Source organism: Actinomadura physcomitrii (assembly GCF_008923205.2).
GTDB lineage: Bacteria > Actinomycetota > Actinomycetes > Streptosporangiales > Streptosporangiaceae > Spirillospora > Spirillospora physcomitrii.
Genome location: NZ_WBMS02000004.1, coordinates 193,423 through 219,096, shown reverse-complemented (window position 1 = coordinate 219,096; position 25,674 = coordinate 193,423). Strand labels below are relative to the sequence as shown.

Sequence of the window (25,674 nt, the reverse complement as noted above, 5' to 3'; positions counted from 1 at the left end):
GAGGCCGTAGGGGAAGACGAGCCTCGGTACAGATCCAGGAGGTCCGGTGACCGCACGTGGCGTTTTCTACGTCCACTCCGCGCCACCTGCGCTGAGCCCGCACATCGAGTGGGCCGCCGCAGGTGTTCTCGGCGTGCCCGTTTCCCTTGAGTGGGCCGATCAGGCGGCCGCGCCGGGGACGCTGCGCGCCGAGCTTCATTGGGAGGGCAGGCCGGGCACCGCGGCAGGGATCACCTCGGCCCTGCGCAACTGGAAGCTGGTGCGGTTCGAGGCCACCGAGGATCCGACGCCCGGCAGCGACGGCGTCCGCTACAGCTTCACCCCGTCCCTCGGGGTGTTCAGCGGGGTCATCGGCGCCAACGGCGACATCATGGTGCCGGAGGACCGGCTGCGGTCCGTCATGGCGAACGCCGCGGTCGGCAAGACGACCCTGGAGCACGAGCTCGACCGGCTCCTCGGCACGCCCTGGGACAACGAGCTGGAGCCCTTCCGGCGCGCCGGCGACGGCGCTCCGGTGCGCTGGCTTCACGCCGCCGTCTGAGGCGCGTCGCCGGCGGCGCTTCCGGCGGACCGCGCGCGGAGCGTGCCCGTCCCGCAACTCGCACGCTCCCATCCAGGGCCGCTGCTCAGGGCGTCATCGCGCCCGCATCGCGCGGAGCGCTCCGTACCGCTGCCCATGGGGCGTCGTGCTGAGCGCCGTGCACGGCGTGGCCACGCGGCATGTGAAACGGCCCGGCGAGTCCGAGATTCGGACTCGCCGGGCCGTTGGCGTGCGCGGTCGCGCGGACCGTCACAGAGCGCGCTGGAAGGCGACCGAGACGTTGTGGCCGCCGAACCCGAACGAGTTGTTGAGCGCCGCGGCGGGTCCGTCCGCGAGCTTGCGCGGCTCGTCCCGCACGATGTCCAGGTCGACCTCGTCGTCGAGGTCCTCCAGGTTGGCGACCGCCGGGACGAGGCCGTCCCGCAGCGCCAGGATCGTGAACACCGACTCCAGCGCGCCGGCGCCGCCCAGCAGGTGGCCGGTCATCGACTTGGTCGCGGTGATGACCACCTTCGCGGCGGCCTCCTCGCCGAGGCCCGCCTTGATGGAGTTCAGCTCGGCGACGTCGCCGGACGGCGTCGAGGTGGCGTGCGCGTTGATGTGCACGATGTCCTCGGGCTTCAGCCCGGCGTCGGCGAGCGCCCGCTGCATCGCCTTGGCCTGCCCGCCGCCGCTCGGGTCCGGCAGCACGATGTCGTAGGCGTCGTTGGAGTAGCCGCAGCCGGCGGCGATGCCGTGCACGCGGGCGCCGCGGGCGCGCGCGTGCTCCTCCGACTCCAGGATGAGCATGGCGGCGCCCTCGCCGAGCACGAAGCCGTCGCGGTTCTTGTCGTAGGGCCGGGACGCGCGCGCCGGCTCCTCGTTGCGGGTCGACATCGCGCGCATCCGGCCGAACGAGGCCATCTGCAGCGGGTGGATGCACGACTCGGTGCCGCCGCAGATGACGACGTCCGCGCGGCCCGCGCGGATCATGTCGATGGCGTAGCCGACCGCCTCGCCGCTGGACGCGCACGCGCTGACCAGGGCGTGCGAGCCGGCGGTCGCGCCGAACTCGATGCCGACGTGCCCGGACGCGCCGTTCGGCATCAGCATCGGCACGGTGAACGGCGACACCCGCGACCAGCCCTGCTCGCGGAACACCTCGTAGCTGTTCAGCGCGGTGTGCAGGCCGCCGATGCCGCTGGAGACGACCACGCCGAGGCGCTCGCCGTCGACGACGAAACCGCCGGGCACGCCGGCGGGCTCCTCGTTGCGCATCGTCTTGTTGCTGACCGCCGGGGCGAAGCCGGCGCTGGTCCACGCCTCCCGCGCGGCGATCAGCGCGATCGCCTGGTTGCGGTCGAGGCGGCGCAGCGACTGCTTCGGCATCACCTCGGCCGGGTCGACCTTCAGCGTGGCGGCGAAGCGCACCGGCAGGTCCTCGACGCCCTCCCAGTCCAGGCTGCGGATCCCGGACTCTCCGGCGAGCAGGGCGGACCAGGTCGACGGCAGGTCGCCGCCGAGAGGGGTCGTTGCACCGAGACCGGTCACCACGACTCTGGTCTGGCTCTTGCTCATAGATGCTCCTTGCGGACTGGAGGGGGAGTGGAGGCAGGGCGCGCCCGGCCCGGAACCCCGGCGGTGCCCGCGCGGACCCGTCCGGGCGGCCCGGCGGCGCGCCCTCCCTGCGGCCGGCCCGTGCGGTGCACGGCCCGGCCACCGTCTGGACTAGCTCTGGAGCTTCTGGACGAAGTTGATGACGTCCTGGACGCTCTTGAGGTTGCGCAGCTCGTCGTCGGGGATCTCGACGCCGAAGCGGTCCTGCGCGGCCACCGCGATCTCCACCATCGACAGCGAGTCGATGTCGAGGTCGTCGATGAAGTTCTTCTCCGGGGTGACCTCGGACTTGTCGATGCCGACGATCTCGTCGATGATCTCGGCGAGGCCGTCCAGGATCTGCTGTTCGGTGGCGACTGCCATGGTTGCTGTTTCTCCTTCGATGGGGTTGGTCCAGAGCCTGCGAGCAGGCGTGACGGCCTACGGGATCTGGATGACTTGGGCAGCGTAGGACAGTCCGGCGCCGAACCCCACCAGGAGGGCGGGGGCGCCGGACGGTACGTCGCCGCGTTCGATCATGCGGGAGAGGGCCAGCGGGATGGAGGCCCCCGAGGTGTTGCCGGAGTGCACGATGTCGTCGGCGACCACGGCGTTGGCGGCCTTCATCTTGCGGGCGATGGCCTGGATGATGCGCAGGTTCGCCTGGTGCGGGACGACGGCGGCGAGGTCTTCGGGGGCGATCCCGGCGCGCTCGCACGCCTCCAGCGCGACCGGCGCGATGGCGGTGGTCGCCCAGCGGAACACCGCCTGCCCCTCCTGCCGGATGAACGAGTGCCGGTCATCGATGATGATCTTGTCGTAGTTCTCCCCGGCGCTGCCCCACACGACCGGGCCGATGCCGGGGGACTCGCTGCCGGTGACGACCGCGGCGCCCGCCCCGTCGGCGAAGATGATGCTGGTGGAGCGGTCGGTCCAGTCGATCCACTGGGACATCTTCTCGGACCCGATCACCAGCACGTTGCGGGCGCTGCCGGCGCGGACGGCGGCGCTCGCGGTGGCGAGCGCGTAGCAGAACCCGGCGCACGCGGCGTTCAGGTCGAAGGCGCCGGGCGCGTCGATGCCGAGCCGGTGCGCGACCTGCGGCGCGTGGCCGGGCATCGGCGACTCCGCCGAGCAGGTCGCGAGGATCACCAGGTCGATGTCGGACGGGTCGAGGCCGCTGTTGGCGAGGGCCTTGCCGCCGGCGTGCACGCCGAGCTCGACGATGCCCTCGTCGTCGCCGGCGATCCGCCGCTCCTGGATGCCGACGCGGGTGCGGATCCACTCGTCGTTGGTGTCGACGGTCCGCGACAGCTCGTCGTTGGTGACGATCCGGGCGGGCCGGTAGTCGCCGAACGCGAGGATGCGGGCGCCCGCGGCGGCGTCGGGGATGCGCAGCCCGGTCATGCCGCGTCCGCCTTGATCAGCTCGCGCGCCTTGTCCAGGTCGGCGGGGGTCTTGAGGGCCACCAGCCCGATGCCCTTCAGCTCGCGCCGGGCCAGCCCGGTCAGCGTCCCGGCCGGGGGCAGCTCGATGATCCCGGTGACGCCGATCTCGCGCATCGTCGCCATGCACGCGTCCCAGCGGACGGGGGCGCTGACCTGCTCGACGAGGCGGGCGGCGAAGTCGCGGCCGGACGCGACGACGGCGCCGTCGCGGTTCTGCAAGAGCTTGGTGCGGGGGTCGGCGACGGGGGCGCCGGGGGCGAGGCGGCGGAGGGAGTCGACGGCGGGGGCCATGTGCTCGGTGTGGAAGGCGCCGGCGACCGACAGCGGCCGCAGCCGCGCCCCGGCGGGCGGCTCGTCGGCGAACGCCGCGAGCCGCTCCATCGTCCCGGCGGCGACGACCTGGCCGGCGCCGTTGACGTTCGCGGGGGTGAGGCCGTGCTTGTCGATCGCGGCGAGGACCTCGTCGGCGTCGCCGCCGAGCACGGCGGTCATGCCGGTCTCGGTGACGGCGGCGGCCTCGGCCATCGCGCGTCCCCGCTCCCGGACGAGCACCAGCGCGGCCTCGGGGGACAGCACCCCGGCGATCGCCGCGGCGGCGAGCTCGCCGACGCTGTGCCCGGCGACGGCGCCGGGGACGGCGTCCTCGTAGAGCACCTCGTAGGCGGCGAGCGCGGCGGCGACCAGCAGCGGCTGCGCCACGGCGGTGTCGCGGATCTCCTCGGCGTCGGCGGTCGTCCCGTACCTGACCAGGTCCAGCCCGGTGACGGCCGACCACCAGGCCAGGCGGTCGGCGACTCCGGGTATCTCTAGCCATGGCTGCAGAAAGCCGGGGGTCTGGGCGCCCTGGCCGGGCGATGCGAGGAGAATCACGGCGTCCAGCCTTTCGTGAACGCCCCTTCGCCCACGATGTCTTTCGCGACGAAGTTTGGTCGGGGCCCTTTGTACGACCCCTACAACCCCCTATGCCCGGGGCGGACGTGCGGCGAAGCGGCCCAGGACCAGGGCGATGCGGAGCGTGAACGCGTTGCGCCCGTCGGTGGGGGAGAGGCCGGTGAGCTCCGTGACGCGACGCAGCCGGTAACGGACCGTGTTCGGGTGCACGAACAGCAGCCGGGCGGTCGCCTCCAGTGACGACCCCTGCTCCAGATATGTGGTGAGGGTGTCGAGCAGGGGCGCTCCGGCGGCGAGCATCGGGTTGTAGACACCCTCCACCAGGTACCGGCGGGCCGCGGCGTCGCCGTCGAGGGCCCGCTCGGGCAGCAGCTCGGTCGCCGGGACGGGGCGCGGCGCGTCCGGCCAGCCGGCCGCGGCGCGCAGCCCGGCGACGGCGGCCTGCGCGGACTTGGTCGAGTCGTACAGGTCGCCGACCTTCGGGCCGACCACGACGGGGCCCGGCCCGCACTTGGCGGCGATGGGGCGGGCCGCCTCCATCGGGTCGGCGTCGCCGCCCACCACCACGATGACCCGGTGCCCGTGCACGCCGGCGAGCACGTCGGCGCGGGCGCGCCGGGCGGCCAGCTGCATCTGGTCGATGGTGACCTCGGGCTCCTCGTCCTCGGGGGTGTATCCGGCGATCACCGTGACGGGCTTGGACGTCCAGCCGAGCGCCGCGGCCCAGGAGTGCATGCCGTCGTCGACCTCGCCGCGCAGCACCGCGTTGACGACGAGGGCCTCCAGGCGGGCGTCCCAGGCGGCGCGGGTCTCGGCGGCGCGCGCGTACACCTGCGCGGCGCCGAACGCCACGTCCCGGGTGTAGCGCAGGATGGCCTCGCGGAGCTGGGCCTCGCCGCCGGGCGCGGCCAGCTCGCCGAGCCGGGTCTCCACCACCTCGATGATCACCCGGATCATGTCGATGGTGTGGTGCAGTTTGATGGAGCGCAGCAGCTCGCGGGGCGCGGTGCCGAACACCTCGCCGGCGATCGCGGGCCGGGTCCGCTCGTCGCTCTTGAACCACTCGACGAACGCGGCGATGCCCGCCTGCGCGACCAGCCCGATCCAGGAGCGCTGGTCCGGCGGCATCCGCCGGAACCAGGGGAGCTGCTCCTCCATGCTGGTCAGCGCCGCGGTGCCGAACGTGCCCATCGCCTTCTCCAGGCGCTGGGTGGTCTGCTCGCGGATCTCGGCCTCGCTTGCGGTGTCCACCACCCCAGAGTGCCATCGAACAGGGGATGATCCGGCCCGAGTGCGGGATCGCCCGTCAGCCGCCGACGACGGCGGGGGCGTCGCCGAGGGCGATCTCGGTGAGGTTGCGCAGCGGGAGGGAGCCCGGCGCGAGGTAGTCGCTGTGGCCGCCGGAGCCCGCGGCGAACACCCGGGCGCCGAAGCCGCGGGAGACCGGGTCCGGACCGAGCCCGAGGCCGAGGATGCGGACGTGCGGGACGTCCTCCATCCAGTCCGCCGCGCCGCGGCCGGCCCAGACGCGGGCGGTGCGGCCGAGGTCGGCGGCGGACCACGCGGTCGTGCCGGGGCTGCCGTACAGGGCGATGTCGGTGACCTGCCGCCATGCGGCGGCCGTGCGGCCGGCGTGGTGGTCGAGCGCGGCGCGGCCGCACACGACGGAGCCGTAGCTGTGGCAGAGCAGCGCGACGCGGGAGGCGGGGTTGACCCTGCGCATGCCGGCGAGGAAGTCCAGGAGCTCGCCCGCGCCCTCGTCGGCGCGCTGGTCGGTCAGGACGTCGCCGCTGAACGTCTTGGGGGCGGCGTAGCCGAGCCAGGCGACGACGGCCAGGTCCGGGTCGGCGGTGATCGACCGGGCCCGCGAGTAGACGGCCCGCGCGCCCCCGCCCGGAGTGGACCAGGGCTTGCCGCCCCGCCGGTCGAACGCGGTCAGCGTCGTGTCGGCGCCCGGGACGAGCACCGCCACGCGCCGCGCGTGCGCGAGGTCGCCGACGACCTCGATGGCGCGCCCACGCCCGCGCGGGTCGAAGTACAGGAAGCGGCGGCCCGGCGCCAGGAACGCGGCCAGCGCGCGCGCCCGGCGGCCGTCGCCGACGCTGCGCGCCGTCCGCAGCGCCTCCTCGATCGACCGGCGCTCGGTCGCGAACCGGACGTCCAGCGTCGACGCCGTCAGCGACGGGACGGCGGCGGGGGCGGCGTACGGGTCGGCGTGGCCGGTCCCGGCGGTGGTGAGCAGGAGGGCCGAGATGGAAACGGCGCAAGCCAGCGCCCGTCGTAGCCGTCGGGCGCGCCTCGGTGTCGTCTTGCGTGGCGGCGGCATCTTCGGCCTTTCTACCATCCGGCGCCGGCGGGCGATCTCCGTGCCCGTCTCCTGGTAGCGGGCGTCCAGCGTCGCGGACGACAGCGCCGGGAGCGGCGCCGGGCCCGCGTACGCCTCGGCGTGCCCGGCGGCAGCCCGTCCAGGTCGCCGCCGAGCCGCACCGAGACGGTCAGCCCGGTGCCGCGCGCGTCGCGACCAGCTCGTCGAGGCGTTCCAGGCTCGGCTGCGGCGCGGTCTCGGCGCCGTCCGCCGAGCGCAGCACGCCGAGGATGCGGCGCATCTCGGTCAGCGCGTCGAGCGCGGTCGCGCGGATCTCCGACAGGTCGCGGCGGGTCTCGTCGGGGACGGCCTCGACCTTGTACGGCGCGGCCTCCGCCTGGATCGCGATCATCGACATGTGGTGCGCCACCACGTCGTGCAGCTCCCGGGCGATCCGCTGAGAGACACCGCGGCCGCGCCCGTATGCCACCAGGGTGCGACGTATGCGTCATACCTGGGTACCGTGCAGGGCGTGGAGCCCGTCGAAGCGCTGCGGCGCATCGCGTTCCTGCTGGAGCGCGCGCATGAGCCGACCTACCGCGTCCGGGCCTTCCGCAAGGCCGCCGATCTGGTCGAGGCGACGGCGCCGGAGGCGCTGCGGGACCGGGCGCGCGCCGGCACGCTGACCGATCTGCCCGGGATCGGGAAGGTCACCGCGCTGGTGATCGAAGAGGCGCTGCGCGGCGAGACCCCGGTCTACCTGCGCCGGCTGGAGGCCACCGAGGGCGAGCCGCTCGACGAGGCGACCGCCGCGCTCCGCTCGGCCCTGCGCGGCGACCTGCACACCCACAGCGACTGGTCCGACGGCGGTTCGCCGATCCGGGAGATGGCCGAGACAGCGCGCTCGCTGGGCCACGAGTACCTCGCCCTGACCGACCACTCGCCGCGGCTGACCGTAGCGAACGGCCTGTCCGCCGACCGTCTCCGCCGCCAGCTCGACGTGGTCGCCGAACTGAACGAGGAGCTCGCGCCGTTCCGGATCCTCACCGGCATCGAGGTCGACATCCTCGACGACGGCGCCCTCGACCAGGACCCGGAGCTCCTCGACCGGCTGGACGTGGTCGTCGCCAGCGTCCACTCCAAGCTGCGCATGGACCGGGTCGCCATGACCAAGCGCATGGTCGCGGCGATCGCGGACCCGCGCGTGAACGTGCTCGGGCACTGCACGGGGCGGATCGTGAAGGCGGGTGGGAAGCGGGGCGGGCTGCGGCCCGAGTCGGAGTTCGACGCGGCCCTGGTGTTCGACGCGTGCGCCGCCTACGACGTCGCCGTGGAGATCAACTCGCGGCCGGAGCGCCTCGACCCGCCGAAGCGGCTGCTGCGCCTCGCGGTCGAGGCCGGGTGCCGGTTCTCGATCGACTCCGACGCGCACGCGCCGGGGCAGCTCGACTGGCAGCACTTCGGGTGCGAGCGGGCCGCCCGCTGCGCCGTCCCCGCCGACCGGGTCATCAACACGCTGCCCGCCGGCGACCTCCTCGAATGGTCCCGCTCCGCCTGATGGGACGAGCCCGGCTGCTACGGGGCGGCCTCCAGCGAACACGTGTTGGCGAGGTCGCCGGTCGCCGGGCGGGGCAGGGGCGCGCTCTTCGGCGGCGACTGGTGACGGGTCGTCCAGGCTTCCAGCGCCGTGAACGCGCTGCGCATGCACGGCAGCAGCGGGCGGAGCCTGTCGGGATAGGTGTCGTAGAGGCCGTCGACGTGGTTGGCGGCCTCCACGCGGTAGTACCGGTAGAGCGCGGAGCCGCGGGCGCGGACCATCTTGGCGTAGACGTCGGAGTCGGTGCTGATCGGCAGGAGCGAGTCGTACGTGCCCTGCAAGGTGATGAGCGGCTTGCGGATGCGGCCGGTGAGAGCGACGCGGTCGACCGCCTTGTGGACGGACCGGGGGCGCGCGGCGTAGTTGTAGTCCGCCTCATCACCGGCGTAGGACGGGTCGAACTCCTTGCGGTAGATGGTCTGGGTGAGGTCCCAGTACACCTGGTCGTGGAACGGCCACAGGAACTCCGAGCCCGGTGCTAGACCGGCGTCAAGGAGCGCCTTGTGGGCGGACGGGTCGCCGGTGGCCGCGTACGACGGGTACGCGCGCAGGATCGACGGCAGGTACGTGAACAGGTTAGGGCCGTCCGCCCGCCACAGCGTGCCTTCGGCGTCGATACCGCCGTCGTACAGCTCGGGGTGGTTTTCGAGCTGCCAGCGGACGAGGTAGCCGCCGTTGGAGATGCCCGCGGCGTAGGTGCGGCGGGGTGAGCGCCCGTAGCGGCGGGCCACGACCTTCTTGGCGGCGCGGGTGAGCTGGGTGAGCCGGTCGTTCCACTCGACCATCGCGTCCCCGGGGCGCTTGCCGTCCTTGTAGAACTCGGTGCCGCTGTTGCCCTTGTCGGTGGCGGCGTAGGCGTAGCCCTTGGCGAGCGCCCAGTCGGAGATGGTGAAGTCGTTGGCGTACTGGCGGCGGTTGCCGGGCGAGCCGGCGACGACGAGCCCGCCCGTCCAGTGTTCGGGAAGCCGGATGACGAACTGCGCGTCGTGGTTCCAGCCGTTGTTCGTGTTGAACGTCGAGGTGTCCGGGAAATAGCCGTCGATCTGGACGCCTGGAACGTGCGCGGGGTTCTTCGTCGCGGTGGACTGCAGGCCCGCCCAGTCGGCGGGGACGGTGTGCCCGGACGCGACCGTCCCCGCGGTGGTGAGGTCGTCGAGGCACGCGGTGACCTGCTTCTGCGCGCCCGGGACCGGCACGCGAGGCGCGCACGCACCGGGCTGCGCCTGCGCCTGCGTAGGGACGGTGGCGGTGAGGGCGGTGCCAGTGAGAGCGGTGGCGGTCAGGAGGCTGCGGACTTTCGGCATCCCGGCTCCTTCGGCGGGTCCCCGGGGCGGGGACGGGTGCCGTCATGGTCGTGAGCGCCCGCGGGCGCGGCCACGTGCGCGGCCCACATATCCGGGCGCGGCGGCATGTGCCGGCGGCCGTGACCTGCACGTGATGTGGGTCACGCCCGTATCGGGCGGCCGGAATGTGGGTGCGGCTCACATGGTCCGGTCTCCGGACGGGATTTAGCGTTCCCGGTCACGGCGACCCGGTGTGGTCCGGGTCACTGATCGCAGCGATGAACGCTGAGGAACGCGAGGAGGGCGCATGGCCGGTCCCGTTCCCGGGTCCCCGGTGCTGGCGGCGCGCGGCCTGGTCAGGGAGTTCCGCGGCTTCCGGGCCGTGGACGGCGTCGACCTGGACGTCGCCGAGGGCTCGGTGCACGCGCTGGTCGGGCCGAACGGCGCGGGCAAGACCACGCTGTTCAACCTGCTCACCGGCTTCCTGAAGCCGACGGCGGGCAGCGTCCGGCTCGGCCCGCACGAGCTCGCCGGGCGCAGCCCCGAGCACGTCGCGCGGCTAGGCCTGGCCCGCTCGTTCCAGATCACCAGCCTGTTCGCGGAGCTGACCCCGCTCCAGCACGTCGAGTTGGCGCTGGCCGGCCGGACCGGGCTCGGCTGGCGGTTCTGGCGCTCGGACAAGGCGCTGCGCCGCTTCTCCGGCCGCGCCGCCGAGCTGCTCGAACAGGTCGGCCTGGACGGCCACGGCGCGACGCCCGCCGGCGCCCTCGCCTACGGCCGCAAGCGCGCGCTGGAACTGGCGCTCGCCCTCGCGCTGGACCCGAAGGTGCTGCTGCTGGACGAGCCGACCGCCGGGATGGGCGTGGAGGACGTCGACCGCACCGTCCGGCTGATCCAGCGGGTCCGCGAGACGGGCGGCAGGACGCTGACCGTCGTGATGGTCGAGCACAACATGAGCGTCGTCTCCAGCCTCGCCGACCGGGTCACGGTGCTGCAGCAGGGCCGCGTGCTCGTCGAGGGACCGTACGCCGAGATCCGCCACGACCCCCGCGTCGTCACCGCCTACCTCGGAGACTCCAATGCTGCGCATTGACGGACTGTCGGCCTGGTACGGCGAGGCGCAGGCGCTGCGCGAGGTGTCGCTGCGCGTCGACGAGGGCGAGATCGTCACGCTGGTCGGGCGCAACGGCGCGGGCAAGACCACTCTGCTGCGCTGCCTCATGGGCCTCCACAAGGACGCCAAGGGGACGATCGAGTTCCTCGGCGACGACATCACCGCGCTGGGCCCGCACAAGAGGGCGCGCCGCGGGCTCGGCTACGTCCCGGACGACCGCGGCATATTCGCGACGCTCTCCGTCGAGGAGAACCTCACCCTCCCGCCCGTCGCGCGGCCGGGAGGCGGCGCCGAGCCGTGGCCGCTGGAGCGGGTGTACGAGACGTTCCCGCGGCTGCGGGAGCGGCGCCGGTTCCCCGGGACGAAGCTGTCGGGCGGCGAGCAGCAGATGCTCGCGCTGGCCCGGGTGCTGCGGACCGGCGCCCGGCTGCTGCTGTGCGACGAGCCCACCGAGGGCCTGTCGCCGCTGATCGTCCAGCAGATCGGCGCGATCCTGCGCGAGGTCAAGGCCGCCGGCGTCACCGTCCTGCTCATCGAGCAGAACGTGCACTTCGCCGCGACCGTGGCCGACCGCCACCACCTGCTCGCGGAGGGCCGCGTCGTCGAGTCGCTGGACAACGACGAGGTCCGCGCCCGCGAGGGCGAACTCCTCGACTACCTCGGAATCTGAGAAACCTCGAACACGGCAGGGAGAACCCCGATGACACTTGTGCGACGTTCGGCGGCGCTCGCCACCGCCGGAGCGCTGCTGGCCGGCTGCGCGGGCGGACCCGGCGGGGGCGGGGGAAAGATCAGCGACGGCAAGGTGGTCCTCGCCGTCCTCACCGACGAGTCCGGCGTGTACGCCGACCTGTCGGGCAAGAACGCCGTCGAGGCGGTGAAGATGGCCGTCGCCGACTACAAGGCGAAGTACGGCGGCAAGGCCGTCGCGAAGAAGATCGAGGTGGTGGACGCCGACCACCAGAACAAGCCGGACGTCGCCAACTCCAAGGCGCAGGAGCTGTACGACCGGCAGAAGGCCGACCTGATCGTGGACGTGCCGACCTCGTCGGCCGCCCTCGCCGTCGCGACCGTCGCCAAGAACAAGAAGAAGCTGTTCATCGACGTCGGCGCCGCCTCCACCGAGCTGGAGGGCAAGCAGTGCAACAAGTACACCTTCCACTACGGCTACAACAGCTACATGCTGGCCCACGGGACCGGTAGCGAGGTCACCAAGGACGGCTCGAAGAACTGGTACATCGTCTACCCGGACTACGCGTTCGGGCAGGACATGCAGAAGACGTTCAGCGCGGCCGTGAAGGAGACGGGCGGCACGGTCGTCAAGTCCGACCCGACGCCGTTCCCGAACGACAACTTCTCGACGTTCCTGCTGAAGGCGCCGGGGCTGAATCCGAAGCCGCAGGTGCTCGGCGCCATGCAGGCGGGCGGCGACCTCGTCAACCTGGTGAAGCAGTACAACGAGTACAAGCTGCGCGACAAGGGCGTCGGCCTCGCGACGGGCCTGATGTTCCTCACCGACATCCACTCGCTCGGCCCGGACGCCCTCGCCGGCACGCGCTTCACCGACTTCTGGTACTGGAACGCCAACCAGGGCAACCGCGCCTGGGCGGACAAGTTCCAGGCCAAGACCGGCAAGCGCCCGACGGCCGTGCACGCTGCCGACTACTCCGCTGCCCTGCAGTACCTGGAGGCGGTGCAGCGCGGCGGCACCGACAAGTCCGGCGACGTGGTGAAGCAGCTCGAAGGCCACCAGGTCAACGACGTGTTCACCGCCACCGGCACCATCCGGCCGCAGGACCACCTCCTCGTCCACGACGCCTACATCGCGCAGGTGAAGCCCGGCTCCGAGGTCAAGGAGCCCTGGGACTACGAGAAGATCCTCAAGACGATCCCGGCGGCGCAGGCGTTCCAGCAGCCCGACCCCGCCTGCAAGCTCTAGGCGGGCCCGGCGTGCTGCAACAGGCGTTCAACGGGCTGGTGGGCGGGGCGTTCTACGCCCTGCTCGCCCTCGGCCTCGCCGTCATCTTCGGGATGCTCGGCGTGGTCAACTTCGCGCACGGCGCGTTCTACATGCTGGGCGCGTTCGGCTCCTACGTCCTGCTCGACTCGTGGGGCGTGAACTTCTGGGTCGCGCTGCCGCTCGTCCCGGTCGTGCTGGGCGTCGCCGGGACGGTGCTGGAGCGGCTGTTCATCCGCCGCCTGGCGCCGCTCGACCCGCTCTACAACTTCCTGTTCACCTTCGGCCTCGCCCTGATCCTGCAGGACCTGGTCAAGCGGGAGTACGGGGTGCAGTCCCAGCCGTACCCGCGGCCGTCCGCGCTGGGCGGCTCCATCGACCTCGGCCTGTTCGACTACCCCGCCTACCAGGTGTTCGTGCTGGCGGTGTCGGTCGTGGTGTGCGGGGCGGTATGGGTCGTGCTGACCCGCACCCGCGTCGGCATGATCGTCCGGGCGGCGACCGAGCGGCCGGAGCTGACCCGCGCGCTCGGCATCGACGTGGCCCGCTGGGTGACGCCGGTGTTCGGGTTCGGCGTCGCGCTCGCCGCGTTCGCCGGCGTGCTCGCCGCCCCGATGCGGGCGGTCAACCCGCTGATGGGCGCCGACCTGATCATCACGGTGTTCGCCGTGGTGGTGATCGGCGGCCTCGGCTCGGTGTTCGGGTCGGTCGCGGCCGGGTTCGCGGTCGGGATCGTCTCGGCGCTCGGCAACTACTACGCGCCGTCGCTGTCGCAGACGCTCGTGTTCATCCTGATGGCGGCCGTGCTGCTGTGGCGCCCGGCGGGCCTGTTCGGCAGAGAGGAGGCACTGTGATCCTGTCCAGGCTGGCCGGACGCCCGGTGCTGCTGGTCATCGGGCTCGTCGCGGCGCTGCTGCTGCCGTGGTTCGTCTACCCGCCGGTCGCGCTGGACATCGCCTGCTGGGCGCTGTTCGCCGCCGCCGTCGACCTGCTGCTCGGCTTCACCGGGCTGCTGTCGTTCGGGCACGCCGCGTTCTGGGGGTCCGCCGCGTACGCGACGGGCCTGATCGCGGTGCACTCCGGGCTGCCGTTCCCGGTCGCGGTGCTGGGCGGCGCGGCGTTCTCCGCGGTGCTGGCCGTCCCGATCGGGTACCTGTCCATCCGGCTGCGCGGCATCTACTTCGCGATGGTCACCCTGGCGTTCGCGCAGATGGTGTACTTCGTCGCGAACCAGTGGCGGGACGTGACGGGCGGGGAGAACGGCCTGCAGGGCATCCCGAGGGACTTCTTCGGCGTCGACCTGTCCGACCCGTTCTTCTTCTACTACGCGGGACTGCCGTTCATCCTCGCCGGCCTGTTCGTCGCGTGGCGGATCGTCCGGTCGCCGTTCGGCCGCGTGCTGGTGTCCATCCGCGACAACTCGGCGCGTGCGCGCGCGCTGGGCTACAGCATCGACCGCTACAAGCTGCTGGTGTTCGTCCTGTCGGCGGCCCTGTCGGGGCTGGGCGGCGGCCTGTTCGCCATAGGCCACGGGTTCGCGTCCCTGGACGGCGTCTACTGGACGACGTCCGGGCAGGCCGTGATGATGGTGGTCCTCGGCGGCATCGGCACGCTGTGGGGAGGCGCGATCGGCGCCGCGCTGATCGTGGAGCTGAACGACCGCCTCGCCACGGCCGGCTTCCAGGAGACCGGGATCATCACCGGCGCGATCTTCATCGTGGTGGTGCTGGTGTTCCGCCGCGGCGTGTGGGGCACCGCCCGCACCCTCCTGGAACGTTGAGTTGGGGGGGGGGGGGGGGGGGGGGGGGGGGGGGGGGGCCCCCCGCCCCCCCCCCCCCCCCCCCCAACTCAACGGGAGAGGCGGTGGAGGCGGAGGGCCAGCTGGAGTTCCAGGGCGCGTTCGGGGGACTGCCAGTCGTCGCCGAGGAGGCGGGAGATGCGGTCCAGGCGCTGGCTGACGGTGTTGACGTGGATGTGCAGGCGCTCCGCCGTCCGGGACAGGCTGCCGCCCGTGCCGAAGTAGGCGTCCAGCGTCTGCACGAGCGCCGTGCCGCGCCGCTCGTCGTAGTCCAGGACGGGGCCGAGCGTGCCGCCGAGGAAGCCCGGGACGTCCCGCGCGTCGCCGATGAGCAGGCCGACGAAGCCCAGCTCGGACGCGCCGGCGCCGTCCCCGCGGCGGCCGAGGGCGAGCAGCGCGTCCGCGCAGCGCCGCGCCTCCAGGTGCGCCGCCGCGATCTCGGACGGCCCGCGCACCGGGCCCGCCGCGCCGACGGTCGCGGGGCGGCCGAGCGAGGCGCCGAGCTCCTTGGCGACGCGGCGCGCCGCGTCGCCGGGCCGCTCGCCCGGCAGGAGCAGGACGATCTCGTCGCCGCGCGCGGCGGCCAGGCCGTGCTCGACCGCCGCGAACGACGACGCCCAGAAGGCGGCGCGCGGCCGGTGGTCGTGCGACTCGTACCGGGCGCACAGCAGCACGTGCGGCGCGTTCAGGTCGACGTTCACCCGCCGGGCCCGGACGATCAGCGTGTCGGCGTCCGTCCGCCGGTCCGACAGCAGGTCGTCGAGCAGCTCGCCGCGGACGCGGCCCTCCGCCTCGGTCACGCTGCGCTGGAACAGCACCAGCAGCGCGGTCACGAGCGCGGCCCGCTCCAGGATGCGCTGGTCGGCGCCGGACACCTCGTCGGCGGTGCGCAGCACAAGCGTGCCGAGCATCTCGTCGCCGGTCGTCACCGAGGCGATCCACAGGTCGCCGCGGCGGACGGTGCGGCCCTGCGCGCGCGCCGAGTGCGCCGACGCCATCACGCCGGACAGCTCCTCGTCGCTCAGCGACGCCGACTCGGCTCCCGTCGTGGCGAGGTGCCGGCCGTCGGCGTCCAGGACGTGCAGGGTGCCGCCCAGCAGCTCGGTGACGACGGCCGCGACGTCCTCGACGCCGCCGCCGCGCACCACCACCGCCGTCATCCGGTCGTGCGCGCGCGCCGCCTGCTCTACGGCCGCGCTACGCGCCTTGATGACCTCGTTGGCGGCGCTCAGCTCCTCCAGCGCGGTCCGCGTCTCCTCCAGAAGGCGGGCGTTGTCGATCGCGACCGCCGCGTGCGCCGCCAGCGACCCCAGCAGCGCGACCTCCTCCTGGTCGAACGGGCGCTCGCTGCGGTTCGCCGCCGTCAGCACCCCGATCACGCGGCTGCCGAGCCGCATCGGCACGCCGAGGATCGCGACGATGCCCTCCTCGGCCACCGCCGAGTCGATGAACCCGCGGTGCCGGAACTGCTCGTCGCCGAGGTAGTGCGCGCTCGTGTACGGCATTGCGTTCTGCGCGACAAGGCCCACCAGGCCCGTCCCCATCGGCAGCCGCAGCCGCCGGAACGCCGCCGACACCGACCCGTCGGTGACCCGCATGTAGGTCTCGCCGCGCTCGTCGTCGTTCAGCGTCAGGTACGCGATGTCGGCGCTCAGCAGCCGCCGCGCGCGCCGCGTGATCGCCTCCAGCACCGCGTCGAGGTCACGGAGCCCGGCGAGGTCGCCCGCGGTGTCGAACAGCGCCGCGAGCTCGGCCTCCCGGCGGGCGTGCCGCCGCATGATCGACCGGACCCGCAGCGCGGCGAGCTTCGCCGCCTCCAGCTCCGCCAGGACCGTCGCCGAGGCGCCCTGCGCCCGCGCCTGCACGAGCGGCCCCTCGAACTCGACGGGGGACGCCTCGCGGGCGAGCAGTTCGAGGAAGACGCCGCAGGTCATACGGGCCATTGTCAATGCGCCGTCCAGCCGCCGTCGAGTGCGAGGGACGCTCCGGTCACCATCGACGCGGCGGGGGAGCACAGGTAGCCGACCAGCGAGGCCACCTCCTCCGGCTCGATCAGCCGCTTCACCGCCGCGTGCTCCAGCATGACGCGCTCGACGACCTCGTCCGGGGCCATGCCGTGCGCGCGCGCCTGGTCGGCTATCTGGCCCTCCACCAGAGGGGTGCGCACATAGGACGGGTTGACGCAGTTGGACGTCACCCCGTGCGGGGCCCCTTCCAGCGCGATCACCTTCGACAGCCCTTCCAGCCCGTGCTTGGCCGTCACATAGGCCGCCTTGTACGGCGAGGCCCGCAGCCCGTGCACGGACGAGATGTTGACGACCCGCCCCCAGCCCCGCTCGTACATGCCGGGGAGCGCCTCCCGGACGAGCCGGAACGGCGCCTCCACCATCAGCCGCTGGATCCGCGCGAACACCTCCGGCGGGAACTCGTGGACCGGCGCCACATGCTGGACGCCCGCGTTGTTGACCAGGACGTCGACGTCCGCGGCGATGCCGTCCAGCGCGTCCATGTCGGACAGGTCGGCGAGCAGGGGGATCCCGCCGATCTCGTCCGCCGCCGCGCGCGCCGCGTCGCCGTCCACGTCCGCCACCACCACGCGGGCGCCCGCCCCGGCCAGCAGCCGGGCACAGGCGCGGCCGATGCCGCTCGCGCCGCCGGTGACCAGGGCCCGTTTCCCCGACAGGTCCAGCGCCTCGGACGTCCAGGCGGCGGGCCGGGGTGTCACGCTCGTCATGCGCAGAACCTACGAAGCGCCGCCACGGGGTCCCATGTGGCCCCGGCACACAATCCCACGGCGATCCGTATGGACGGCCCTTACAGCAGCCCGGCGTGCCGGTCTCGCGCCGGGTCCGCGATGGTCATCGATCTTGCTGGGGGTTAGCGTTGGGCCCGGCATCCGCTGACGGGCGAGAGGGCTCCGATGACCGAGATCACGCATCGTTTCGTCGACTCGCAGAGCGGCCTGCGGATGCACGTCGCCGAGGCGGGCGAGGGCCCGCTCGTCCTGCTCCTGCACGGCTTCCCCGAATGCTGGTACTCCTGGCGCCACCAGCTCACCGCCCTCGCGGACGCCGGCTTCCACGCCGTGGCGCCCGACCAGCGCGGCTATGCCCGCACCGGAGGCCCGGCCGACCCCGCCTCCTACTCGATCCTGCACCTGGTCGGCGACGCCGTCGGGCTGATCGAGGCGCTGGGCGGCGAGCGCGCCGTCGTGGTCGGGCACGACTGGGGCGCGCCCGTCGCCTGGCACACCGCGCAGATGCGCCCCGACAAGGTCCGCGGCGTCGTCGGGATGTCGGTCCCGCACCGGCCGCGCGGCTCCCGCCCGCCCGTCCAGACCATGCGGGAGACGATCGGCGAGGGCTTCTACATGGTCTACTACCAGCAGCCGGGCGTACCGGAGGCCGAGTTCGAGCGCGACCCCGCCGAAACGTTCCGGCGGACGCTGTACGCCGCGTCCGGGCAGGGACCGGCGCAGGCGCCGATCGTCCCGGCGGGCGGCGGGATGCTCGACATCACCCCCGAGCCCGCCGAGCTCCCGGACTGGCTCAGCGAGGACGACGTCGCGACGTACGTCGCCGAGTACGCCGAGAGCGGTTTCACGGGGCCGGTCAACTGGTACCGCAACCTCGACCGCAACTGGGAGCTCACCGCCGCCTGGCACCGCGCCCCGATCAGCCCGCCCGCGCTCTTCATCGCCGGGGACCGCGACGCCGTCCTCGCGTTCCCCAACGCCCGCAGAGCGCTCGACCGAATGGTCGACTTCGTGCCGAACCTGCGGACCACCGTCGTCCTGCCCGACTGCGGTCACTGGGTGCAGCAGGAACGCCCCGCCGAGGTCAACGACGCCCTGCTCGCCTTCCTCCGCGACCTGTAGCGGGTCAGCCGGGACGCTTCGGTGCCGGCCCGTCCGGCCGGGAGGGACGCCTCGGCAGCCGCTCCATCCGGGTCCAGCCGTTCCAGCCGCGCTCGCGCATCAGCTCCACCATCCGCTCCGCACGCGGATCGGCCTCGAGCGCGAGCGACTCCAGCAGGTCGAACGGCTGGTGGTCGTGGACCGTCCCGCCGAACTCGGTCTGGCCGTCGGCGTACGCCTGCTCGAACAGGCCGGCCATGATGTCGGCGGCCTCCACCAGCAGCCGGTCGTCGTCCGGGCCGCCCTCAATGATCTCCGACAGCACCCGGTAGAGCCGGACGACGCGCGGATCCTCCAGCTGCGCGAACTTCCCGGGCATGAACGCGCGGACGCGGTCGGGCCAGCGGGCCGAGACGAGGATCCACCCGTCCCGCTCGCCCTCCACGATCCGCTCCGACACCCCGAGCCCCCGCAGCCGGTCGAGATAGGAGACGATCTCCGGCGGGAGCACCAGGCCGTCTCCGGAGGCGAGCCGCGCGATCTGCTCGCGGCTGCTCTCCAGCCGCGCGATCTCCGCGCGCAGGCGGTCGTCGATCCGCCGGACGCCCTCGGCGAACGACGCGGCGTCGGCCTCGAGCATGCCGCCGATCCGCGACAGCGGCACGCCCGCATCGGCCAGGGTGCGGATCTTGATGAGGGACACGACCGCCGTCGCGCCGTACCGCCGGTACCCCGACGCGTCCCGCTCCGGCTCGGGGAGGAGCCCGATCTGGTGGTAGTGCCGTACCGCGCGCACCGTCACGCCGGCGTACGCGGCCAGTTGACCGATCGTGAGCATGCTCTGATCCTGCCGTGGTTCGGCCGGGTCCGGCGGGCGCCGGCTCAGGAGATCTTGCGCCGGTAGGAGATGACGGCGAAGGCATAGGCGACGGCGAGGACGCCGACGCACCAGGCGAGCGCGGTCCACAGCCCGGAGCCGACCGGCCGCTGCGTGAGCAGGGCGCGGATCGTGTCGACGATGGAGGTCACCGGCTGGTGCCGGGCGAACGCGCGCACCGGGCCGGGCATGGTGGCGGTGGGCACGAAGGCCGAGCTGATGAACGGCAGGAAGATGAGCGGGTAGGAGAACGCGCCCGCCCCGTCCGCGCTCTTCGCGGTGAGGCCGGGGATGACGGCGATCCAGGTCAGCGCGAGGGTGAACAGGACGAGGACGCCGGCGACCGCGAGCCATGCCCCCACGCCCGCGCCCGAGCGGAAGCCCATGAGCAGCGCGACGCCGATGACGGCCGCGACCGAGACCGCGTTGGCGGCGAGCGAGGTCAGCACGTGCGCCCACAGCACGCCCGACCGGGCGATCGGCATGGACTGGAACCGCTCGAAGATCCCGCTCTGCATGTCCGTGAAGAGCCGGATCGCGGTGTAGGCGATGCCCGACGCGATGGTGATGAGCAGGATGCCGGGCAGCATGTAGTCCACGTACGAGCCCGTTCCGGTGTCGATCGCGCCGCCGAACACGTAGACGAACAGCAGCATGATGGCGATCGGTGTGATAGCCGTCGTGATGATGGTGTCCAGGCTGCGCGTGACGTGCCGCATGGTCCGTCCGGTGAGGACGGCGGTGTCGCCCAGGAAATGCGTGGCCATCGCTGCTCCCTACTCCTTGCCCGACAGGGTCGCGGCGTCGTCGCCGACGACCGCGAAGAAGATCTCTTCGAGAGACGGCTGCTTCTCGACGTACTCGACCTTGGCGGGCGGCAGCAGCCGCCGGAGCCCGTCCAAGGTGTCCTCGACGACGATCCGGCCCTGGTGCAGGATCGCGATCCGGTCGGCGAGCTGCTCGGCCTCGTCCAGGTGCTGGGTGGTGAGCAGCACGGTCGTGCCGCCCGCGGCGAGCTCCTTGACGGCCTGCCACACTTCGATGCGCGCCTTCGGGTCCAGCCCGGTCGTCGGCTCGTCGAGGAAGACGACGGGCGGGTCGCCGATGAGGCTCATCGCGATGTCCAGCCGGCGGCGCATGCCGCCGGAGTACGTCGCCGCCCGCCGGCCGCCCGCCTCGGTCAGCGAGAACCGCCTCAGCAGGCCGTCGGCGATCCCGCCCGGGTCCTTGAGATGCCTGAGCCTCGCGACCAGGACGAGGTTCTCCCGGCCGCTGAGCATCCCGTCGACTGCCGCGAACTGCCCGGTGAGGCTGATGGACGCGCGCACGTCGGCGGCCTGCGTCGCGACGTCGAACCCGTTGACCCGGGCCGCCCCCGCGTCGGCGCCGAGCAGCGTCGACAGGATCCTCACCAGCGTGGTCTTGCCCGCCCCGTTCGAGCCGAGCAGGGCGACGACGCCGCCGCGCTCCACATCGAGGTCGACGCCGCGCAGCACGCGCAGCTCCTTGTAGGACTTCTCCAGGCCCCGCACGTAGATCGCGGGCGCCTGGACCTGATCGGTCGTCATGGCGGCCAGCCTGAAGGGTTGACGCTGCGTCAGGGTCAAGGCCGCTCGGGAGAATGTCGGAGGCGGCGCGTACGGTCGCCGCGTGAACCGCACCGACCGTCTCTACGCCCTGGTTGAGGAGCTACGGGCCTGCGCGCCGCGCCGGGTCAGCGCCCGCGAGCTGGCCGCGCGGTACGAGGTGAGCGCCCGCACGATCGAGCGCGACATCGGCGCGCTCCAGCAGGCCGGCGTGCCGATCTACGCCGACGTCGGCCGGGGCGGCGGCTACACCCTCGACAAGAGCCGCACCCTGCCGCCGCTGAACTTCACCCCCGCCGAGGCCGTCGCCGTAGCGATCACCCTCGCCCGCGCCGGCGGCTCGCCGTACTCCCGGTCCGCCCGCACGGCCCTGCACAAGATCGTCACGGCGATGTCGGCGAACGACGGCGCCGCCGCGCGCGAACTCGCCGACCGCGTCCGCTTCCTGATCCCCGCCGGGGACGACGACCCGGCGTCCGTGCCCGCCATGCTGGAAGAGGCCGTCCTGAGCCGCCGGGTCGTCCGCCTCACCTACATCGACCGCGCGGGCACCGAGACCGTCCGCGACGTCGAGCCCGTCTCGTTCACCGCGTCGAGCAAGGGCTGGTACCTGACCGCCTGGTGCCGCAAGCGCGGCGGCCGCCGCATCTTCCGCACCGACCGCGTCCGCCGCGCCGTCCTCCTGGAGGAGACCGCCCCCGAACGGCTCGTCGAGGCCATGCACGAGGACGTCCCGTCCGACTACGTCGTCCGCCCTCTCGAGTTCGTCTGAGCGGGTTCACCGGCGAGGCCTACCACGACCGTCCCCACCGTTGAGTTGTGGCGTGTCGTGGTTATGGCAGCCGTCAGAACCACGACACGCCACAATTCAACGGGAAGGTCGTGGCCTTCGGCGGCGCCCGAAAGGGGAACGCCACCGTCGTTGGAGTTGTTGATGACCGCCGTCCAGCGCGGCTTCCCGGTCGCGGCCTCGAGGTTGACGAGCTTGCCGTCGACGGTGAGGGACACCGCCCCGCCGGCGACGGCGGGAGAGGCCTTGAGGGTCCCGTTCGGATCGGGGACGGGCGCCTGCCAGCGGGTCCGGCCGGTCGCGGCGTCGACGGCGACGGCACCGGAATGCTCGCCGCCGCCCGCGACGTACAGCAGCCCGCCGGAGGACACGGCCGCGTTCTGCGTCCCGGGCACGGCGTCGCTCCTCCAGCGTCCACGGCACAAGCGGTGTCATCGGTGATCGCCGGCACTCCGAGGAACAGGTTCCCGCCGCCTCCCGCGCGCCACACCTGCTTGCCGGTGGCGGCATCGAGCCCGTACAGGTAGCGCATGTTGCAGACGACGACACGTCCGCCGGACGCCGCGGGCGGCGTGAGCCACGCGCCCGGGGGGAAACTCCAGACGGACCGTCCGGTGGTGTGGGCGGAGTTCCGTCCGGGCGGCCCGATCTTCTTCGGAAACTCCGACAGGGGGCTGTCGCGGGGCTCCTCGACGCTGATGTCCACAGCGTTCGAAGGAGGAGAACGATGGGCGTTCCCGCATACAACACCGTGGCGTGGTTCCAGGTCGGCACCGACGCGCCGGAGGAGGCCCGCCGCTTCTACGGCGACATGTTCGGGTGGAAGTTCGCGTCCGACTCGGACAGCCAGGGCTACGACCTGGTCGGCTACGAGGGCGCCGAGCAGCCGAGCGGCGGCCTCGCCCGTGTGCCCGACGCGTCGCAGAACCACGCGGTCTTCTTCGTCCTCGTCGAGGACGTGGACGCCGCGTGCGCGGAGGCGGAGAAGCACGGGGGCGGTGTCGCCGTCCCCACGGTGACGACGCCCGATGGGCTGCGGTTCGCGCACCTGCAGGACCCGTCCGGCAACCGGTTCGGCGTGTTCACCCCGCCGGCGTCCTGACCCGGCGTACGAAAAGGGCCCCGAGGATGATCCTCGGGGCCCTTCGCGGGTCATCGCGGCCTACACCTCCGCGATGGCCGGGTGTCAGCTCTCGCCGCCGGTGTTGCTCTCGGCGCTGCCGACGCCGCCGGCGAAGACGTCGCTGACCTGCGCGTCCAGCCGGTAGCGGCGGATCGCCTCGGGCAGCGTCTCCGGCTTGACCTCGCCGTGCCGGGCGAGCCGGGTGAGCACCGCGAGGACGATCGACGCGGCGTCCACGTGGAAGAACCGGCGGGCGGCGGCGCGGGTGTCGGAGAACCCGAACCCGTCGGTGCCGAGCGAGGTGAAGTCGCCGTGCACCCACGGCGCGATCTGGTCGGGGACGGCGCGCATGAAGTCCGACACCGCGACGATCGGCCCGGCGACGTTGTCGAGCGTCCGGGTGACGTACGGGACGCGCTGGTCCGCCTCCGGGTTCAGCAGGTTCTGCTCGTCGCACTCGCGGGCCTCGCGGGCCAGCTCGTTCCACGACGTGGCGGACCAGACGTCGGCGGCGACGCCCCAGTCCTCGGCGAGCATCCGCTGGGCCTCCAGGGCCCACCGGCCGCCGACGCCGGACGCGAGGATCTGCGCCCGGGGCGGCTGCCCGTTGCCCGTGGACACCTCCGGCGCCTCGCGGAACCGGTACAGGCCCTTGAGCAGGCCGTCGACGTCGAGGCCCTCGGGCTCGGCGGGCTGCTGGTAGGGCTCGTTGTAGACGGTCAGGTAGTAGTAGACGTTCTCGCCCTGCGGGTGCTCCTCGGACGAGCCGTACATGCGGCGCAGCGCGTCCTTGGTGATGTGGGCCAGCTCGAACGCCCAGGTCGGGTCGTAGTGGACGCACGCGGGGTTCGCGGCGGCGAGCAGCGGGGAGTGGCCGTCGGCGTGCTGCAGGCCCTCGCCGGTGAGGGTGGTGCGGCCGGCGGTGGCGCCGAGCAGGAACCCGCGGCCCATCTGGTCGCCGAGCGCCCACATCTGGTCGCCGGTCCGCTGGAACCCGAACATCGAGTAGAAGATGTAGACGGGGATCATGTGCTCGCCGTGCGTGGCGTACGCGGTGCCCGCGGCGATCGCCGAGGCCATCGACCCGGCCTCGCTGATGCCCTCGTGCAGCATCTGGCCGCTTTCGGACTCCTTGTAGGACAGCAGGAGCTTGCGGTCCACCGCGTCGTAGGTCTGCCCGTGCGGAGAGTAGATCTTGGACGTGGGGAACAGCGAGTCCATGCCGAACGTCCGGTACTCGTCCGGGGCGATCGGGACGAACCGGGCACCGATGTTCTCGTCCTTGATCAGGTCCTTGAGCAGCCGGACGAACGCCATGGTCGTCGCGACGTTCTGCTTGCCGGAACCCTTGCTCAGCTCGCTGTAGACGGGGTCGCCGGGCAGCTTCAGCGGCTTGGCGCGCACGACGCGCTTCGGCAGGAACCCGCCGAGGGCGGCGCGGCGCTCGCGCATGTACTGGATCTCGTCGGAGTCCTCGCCCGGGTGGTAGTAGGGCGGCAGCGGCGCCTCGAGCGCCGAGTCCGGGATGTCGAGGTACAGGCGGTCGCGGAACTCCTTCAGCTCCGCCTTGGTCAGCTTCTTCATCTGGTGGGTGGCGTTGCGGGCCTCGAAGTCCGAGCCGAGCGTCCAGCCCTTGATGGTGTGCGCGAGGATCACCGTCGGCTGGCCGACGTGCTCGCGGGCCGCCTTGAACGCCGCGTACACCTTGCGGTAGTCGTGCCCGCCGCGCGACAGCTTGCGCAGCTCGTCGTCCGACAGATGCTGGACGATCTTGCGCAGCCGGGGGTCGGCGCCGAAGAACTTCTCCCGGATGTAGTCGCCGGTCTCCACCGAGAACGTCTGGAACTGCCCGTCGGGGGTGGTGTTCATCTGGTTGACCAGCACGCCGTCGACGTCCTGGGCGAGCAGCGGATCCCAGTCGCGGCCCCAGATGACCTTGATGACGTTCCAGCCGGCGCCGCGGAAGAACGACTCCAGCTCCTGGATGATCTTGCCGTTGCCGCGGACCGGGCCGTCCAACTGCTGCAGGTTGCAGTTGACGACGAAGGTGAGGTTGTCCAGCTCCTCGCGGGCGGCCAGGCCGATCGCGCCGAGCGACTCCGGCTCGCCCATCTCGCCGTCGCCGAGGAACGCCCACACGTGCGAGCGGGAGGTGTCCTTGATCTTGCGGTTGTACAGGTAGCGGTTGAACCGCGCCTGGTACACCGAGTTGATCGCGGTGAGGCCCATGGAGACGGTGGGGAACTCCCAGAAGTCCGGCATCAGCCGCGGGTGCGGGTAGGACGACAGGCCGCCGCCGGGGTGCGACTGCTCCTGCCGGAACCCGTCGAGCTTCTCCTCCGGCAGCCGGCCTTCCAGAAACGCGCGCGCGTAGATGCCGGGGGCGGCGTGGCCCTGGATGAACACCTGGTCGCCGGACTCGCCGTGGTCCTTGCCGCGGAAGAAGTGGTTGAAGCCGACCTCGTAGAGGGACGCGGCCGAGGCGTAGGTGGCGATGTGGCCGCCGACGCCGAGCTCGGGGCGGTTGGCCCGCGACACCATGATCGCCGCATTCCACCGGATATAGGCGCGGATGCGCCGCTCGACGTGCTCGTCGCCCGGGAACCAGGGCTCCGACTCCGGCGGGATCGTGTTGATGAAGTCGGTGCTCCGCAGCCCGGGGACCCCGACCTGCAGTTCCCGTGCCCTTTCCAGGAGGCGGAGCATCACGTACCGGGCCCTGCCGCGGCCCTCGGTCTTGATGACCGTGTCCAGCGATTCCAGCCACTCCCGGGTCTCGTCCGGGTCGATGTCCGGCAGCTGGCTCGGCAGGCCGTCGCTGATGATCGAAAAGCGTTGACGTCCGGAAGCCACGGGATCCCCTCTGTGCTTGCCGTCTTTGCTGGTGGGGACCCGGCCGCCGTTCGGCGGTCCCGCGGTCCCCGGCGGAGGTG

The 25,674-nt window shown here is 72.6% G+C and carries 25 protein-coding genes; 10 read left to right on the top strand and 15 right to left on the bottom strand.

From position 1 onward, the window contains the following. Window positions 1-46: 46 nt before the first annotated feature. Window positions 47-541: a DUF3145 domain-containing protein gene (locus F8568_RS06975; RefSeq protein ID WP_151544103.1), complete on the top strand. Its 495-nt coding sequence runs from the start codon at window positions 47-49 to the stop codon at window positions 539-541. Between the two features lie 249 nt (window positions 542-790). Here the strand turns inward: F8568_RS06975 and F8568_RS06970 are convergent, their stop codons facing one another. The 7 genes from F8568_RS06970 to F8568_RS47870 form a co-directional block, all read right to left on the bottom strand. Then, entirely contained in the window at window positions 791-2,098 is a 1,308-nt protein-coding gene (locus tag F8568_RS06970; protein WP_151592594.1) for a beta-ketoacyl-[acyl-carrier-protein] synthase family protein, read from the bottom strand. A 150-nt stretch (window positions 2,099-2,248) separates the two neighbouring features. Then, window positions 2,249-2,500, bottom strand: coding sequence for an acyl carrier protein (locus F8568_RS06965; RefSeq protein WP_151544105.1), 252 nt, complete (start codon window positions 2,498-2,500; stop codon window positions 2,249-2,251). Between the two features lie 57 nt (window positions 2,501-2,557). Beyond that, the gene (locus F8568_RS06960) at window positions 2,558-3,523 is read right to left on the bottom strand and encodes a beta-ketoacyl-ACP synthase III (protein ID WP_151592591.1); all 966 of its coding nucleotides are present in this window, start codon (window positions 3,521-3,523) and stop codon (window positions 2,558-2,560) included. Next, complete coding sequence (locus F8568_RS06955) at window positions 3,520-4,434, bottom strand: ACP S-malonyltransferase (RefSeq protein ID WP_151592589.1); 915 nt, start codon at window positions 4,432-4,434, stop codon at window positions 3,520-3,522. The genes F8568_RS06960 and F8568_RS06955 overlap by 4 nt, the downstream gene beginning before the upstream one ends. Window positions 4,435-4,524: 90 nt before the next feature. After that, the gene (locus tag F8568_RS06950; RefSeq protein WP_151592587.1) at window positions 4,525-5,706 is read right to left on the bottom strand and encodes a PucR family transcriptional regulator; all 1,182 of its coding nucleotides are present in this window, start codon (window positions 5,704-5,706) and stop codon (window positions 4,525-4,527) included. 55 nt (window positions 5,707-5,761) lie between these two features. Then, on the bottom strand, window positions 5,762-6,781 hold the full coding sequence (locus F8568_RS06945; RefSeq protein ID WP_151592585.1) for an alpha/beta hydrolase: 1,020 nt from the start codon (window positions 6,779-6,781) through the stop codon (window positions 5,762-5,764). Window positions 6,782-6,950: 169 nt separating this feature from the next. Then, window positions 6,951-7,250, bottom strand: coding sequence for a sensor histidine kinase (locus F8568_RS47870; RefSeq protein ID WP_328600758.1), 300 nt, complete (start codon window positions 7,248-7,250; stop codon window positions 6,951-6,953). 42 nt (window positions 7,251-7,292) lie between these two features. Here F8568_RS47870 and F8568_RS06935 point away from each other — a divergent pair, with 42 nt between their 5' ends. Beyond that, window positions 7,293-8,318, top strand: a complete 1,026-nt coding sequence (locus tag F8568_RS06935) for a PHP domain-containing protein (RefSeq protein WP_328600757.1) — start codon at window positions 7,293-7,295, stop codon at window positions 8,316-8,318. 17 nt (window positions 8,319-8,335) lie between these two features. On the opposite strand, the gene F8568_RS06930 is transcribed toward F8568_RS06935, so the two are convergent. Then, complete coding sequence (locus tag F8568_RS06930; protein ID WP_151592581.1) at window positions 8,336-9,661, bottom strand: tannase/feruloyl esterase family alpha/beta hydrolase; 1,326 nt, start codon at window positions 9,659-9,661, stop codon at window positions 8,336-8,338. Window positions 9,662-9,947: 286 nt separating this feature from the next. On the opposite strand from F8568_RS06930, the gene F8568_RS06925 reads away from it, so the two are divergent. The 5 genes from F8568_RS06925 to F8568_RS06905 are packed head-to-tail and all read left to right on the top strand — an operon-like array spanning window position 9,948 to window position 14,491. After that, the gene (locus F8568_RS06925) at window positions 9,948-10,733 is read left to right on the top strand and encodes an ABC transporter ATP-binding protein (RefSeq protein ID WP_151592579.1); all 786 of its coding nucleotides are present in this window, start codon (window positions 9,948-9,950) and stop codon (window positions 10,731-10,733) included. Continuing rightward, on the top strand, window positions 10,720-11,424 hold the full coding sequence (locus F8568_RS06920; protein WP_151592577.1) for an ABC transporter ATP-binding protein: 705 nt from the start codon (window positions 10,720-10,722) through the stop codon (window positions 11,422-11,424). Before F8568_RS06925 ends, F8568_RS06920 begins: the two co-directional genes overlap by 14 nt. A 30-nt stretch (window positions 11,425-11,454) precedes the next feature. Beyond that, window positions 11,455-12,693 (top strand): ABC transporter substrate-binding protein, encoded by a 1,239-nt coding sequence (locus tag F8568_RS06915; protein WP_151592575.1) that lies wholly within the window; start codon window positions 11,455-11,457, stop codon window positions 12,691-12,693. Window positions 12,694-12,704: 11 nt separating this feature from the next. Beyond that, window positions 12,705-13,565 carry a branched-chain amino acid ABC transporter permease gene (locus F8568_RS06910; RefSeq protein WP_151592573.1) on the top strand — a complete coding sequence of 287 codons (861 nt, stop codon included), beginning with the start codon at window positions 12,705-12,707 and terminating at the stop codon, window positions 13,563-13,565. Next, the gene (locus F8568_RS06905) at window positions 13,562-14,491 is read left to right on the top strand and encodes a branched-chain amino acid ABC transporter permease (RefSeq protein WP_202124576.1); all 930 of its coding nucleotides are present in this window, start codon (window positions 13,562-13,564) and stop codon (window positions 14,489-14,491) included. Before F8568_RS06910 ends, F8568_RS06905 begins: the two co-directional genes overlap by 4 nt. A 68-nt stretch (window positions 14,492-14,559) precedes the next feature. Here the strand turns inward: F8568_RS06905 and F8568_RS06900 are convergent, their stop codons facing one another. Next, complete coding sequence (locus F8568_RS06900; RefSeq protein WP_236008475.1) at window positions 14,560-16,443, bottom strand: helix-turn-helix domain-containing protein; 1,884 nt, start codon at window positions 16,441-16,443, stop codon at window positions 14,560-14,562. An 11-nt stretch (window positions 16,444-16,454) separates the two neighbouring features. Continuing rightward, the gene (locus tag F8568_RS06895; protein ID WP_151592567.1) at window positions 16,455-17,243 is read right to left on the bottom strand and encodes a 3-hydroxybutyrate dehydrogenase; all 789 of its coding nucleotides are present in this window, start codon (window positions 17,241-17,243) and stop codon (window positions 16,455-16,457) included. 186 nt (window positions 17,244-17,429) lie between these two features. On the opposite strand from F8568_RS06895, the gene F8568_RS06890 reads away from it, so the two are divergent. Further along, entirely contained in the window at window positions 17,430-18,386 is a 957-nt protein-coding gene (locus F8568_RS06890; protein WP_151592565.1) for an alpha/beta fold hydrolase, read from the top strand. 4 nt (window positions 18,387-18,390) lie between these two features. Here the strand turns inward: F8568_RS06890 and F8568_RS06885 are convergent, their stop codons facing one another. The 3 genes from F8568_RS06885 to F8568_RS06875 are packed head-to-tail and all read right to left on the bottom strand — an operon-like array spanning window position 18,391 to window position 20,810. Further along, window positions 18,391-19,203 (bottom strand): MerR family transcriptional regulator, encoded by an 813-nt coding sequence (locus F8568_RS06885; RefSeq protein WP_151592563.1) that lies wholly within the window; start codon window positions 19,201-19,203, stop codon window positions 18,391-18,393. A gap of 44 nt (window positions 19,204-19,247) precedes the next feature. Beyond that, a complete protein-coding gene (locus F8568_RS06880; RefSeq protein WP_151592561.1) occupies window positions 19,248-20,009 on the bottom strand; it encodes an ABC transporter permease in 762 nt (253 codons plus the stop codon). Window positions 20,010-20,018: 9 nt separating this feature from the next. Next, on the bottom strand, window positions 20,019-20,810 hold the full coding sequence (locus tag F8568_RS06875) for an ABC transporter ATP-binding protein (protein ID WP_151592560.1): 792 nt from the start codon (window positions 20,808-20,810) through the stop codon (window positions 20,019-20,021). 82 nt (window positions 20,811-20,892) lie between these two features. Here F8568_RS06875 and F8568_RS06870 point away from each other — a divergent pair, with 82 nt between their 5' ends. After that, entirely contained in the window at window positions 20,893-21,600 is a 708-nt protein-coding gene (locus tag F8568_RS06870) for a helix-turn-helix transcriptional regulator (RefSeq protein ID WP_151592558.1), read from the top strand. On the opposite strand, the gene F8568_RS06865 is transcribed toward F8568_RS06870, so the two are convergent. Next, complete coding sequence (locus F8568_RS06865) at window positions 21,570-22,043, bottom strand: outer membrane protein assembly factor BamB family protein (RefSeq protein WP_151592556.1); 474 nt, start codon at window positions 22,041-22,043, stop codon at window positions 21,570-21,572. The genes F8568_RS06870 and F8568_RS06865 overlap by 31 nt on opposite strands. Window positions 22,044-22,345: 302 nt before the next feature. Here F8568_RS06865 and F8568_RS06860 point away from each other — a divergent pair, with 302 nt between their 5' ends. After that, window positions 22,346-22,720 carry a VOC family protein gene (locus F8568_RS06860; RefSeq protein ID WP_151592554.1) on the top strand — a complete coding sequence of 125 codons (375 nt, stop codon included), beginning with the start codon at window positions 22,346-22,348 and terminating at the stop codon, window positions 22,718-22,720. A gap of 84 nt (window positions 22,721-22,804) precedes the next feature. Here F8568_RS06860 and aceE read toward each other — a convergent pair whose 3' ends face one another. Continuing rightward, on the bottom strand, window positions 22,805-25,594 hold the full coding sequence (aceE, locus tag F8568_RS06855; protein WP_151592552.1) for a pyruvate dehydrogenase (acetyl-transferring), homodimeric type: 2,790 nt from the start codon (window positions 25,592-25,594) through the stop codon (window positions 22,805-22,807). Window positions 25,595-25,674 lie beyond the last annotated feature (80 nt).

What these genes read in the sequence shown, in the direction of transcription:
- F8568_RS06970 (WP_151592594.1), bottom strand. Translation starts at nt 2,098, where the DNA reads ATGAGCAAGAGCCAGACCAGAGTCGTGGTGACCGGTCTCGGTGCAACG.
- F8568_RS06965 (WP_151544105.1), bottom strand. Translation starts at nt 2,500, where the DNA reads ATGGCAGTCGCCACCGAACAGCAGATCCTGGACGGCCTCGCCGAGATC.
- F8568_RS06960 (WP_151592591.1), bottom strand. Translation starts at nt 3,523, where the DNA reads ATGACCGGGCTGCGCATCCCCGACGCCGCCGCGGGCGCCCGCATCCTC.
- F8568_RS06945 (WP_151592585.1), bottom strand. Translation starts at nt 6,781, where the DNA reads ATGCCGCCGCCACGCAAGACGACACCGAGGCGCGCCCGACGGCTACGA.
- F8568_RS06930 (WP_151592581.1), bottom strand. Translation starts at nt 9,661, where the DNA reads ATGCCGAAAGTCCGCAGCCTCCTGACCGCCACCGCTCTCACTGGCACC.
- F8568_RS06925 (WP_151592579.1), top strand. Translation starts at nt 9,948, where the DNA reads ATGGCCGGTCCCGTTCCCGGGTCCCCGGTGCTGGCGGCGCGCGGCCTG.
- F8568_RS06920 (WP_151592577.1), top strand. Translation starts at nt 10,720, where the DNA reads ATGCTGCGCATTGACGGACTGTCGGCCTGGTACGGCGAGGCGCAGGCG.
- F8568_RS06915 (WP_151592575.1), top strand. Translation starts at nt 11,455, where the DNA reads ATGACACTTGTGCGACGTTCGGCGGCGCTCGCCACCGCCGGAGCGCTG.
- F8568_RS06900 (WP_236008475.1), bottom strand. Translation starts at nt 16,443, where the DNA reads ATGACCTGCGGCGTCTTCCTCGAACTGCTCGCCCGCGAGGCGTCCCCC.
- F8568_RS06895 (WP_151592567.1), bottom strand. Translation starts at nt 17,243, where the DNA reads ATGACGAGCGTGACACCCCGGCCCGCCGCCTGGACGTCCGAGGCGCTG.
- F8568_RS06890 (WP_151592565.1), top strand. Translation starts at nt 17,430, where the DNA reads ATGACCGAGATCACGCATCGTTTCGTCGACTCGCAGAGCGGCCTGCGG.
- F8568_RS06885 (WP_151592563.1), bottom strand. Translation starts at nt 19,203, where the DNA reads ATGCTCACGATCGGTCAACTGGCCGCGTACGCCGGCGTGACGGTGCGC.
- F8568_RS06880 (WP_151592561.1), bottom strand. Translation starts at nt 20,009, where the DNA reads ATGGCCACGCATTTCCTGGGCGACACCGCCGTCCTCACCGGACGGACC.
- F8568_RS06875 (WP_151592560.1), bottom strand. Translation starts at nt 20,810, where the DNA reads ATGACGACCGATCAGGTCCAGGCGCCCGCGATCTACGTGCGGGGCCTG.
- F8568_RS06860 (WP_151592554.1), top strand. Translation starts at nt 22,346, where the DNA reads ATGGGCGTTCCCGCATACAACACCGTGGCGTGGTTCCAGGTCGGCACC.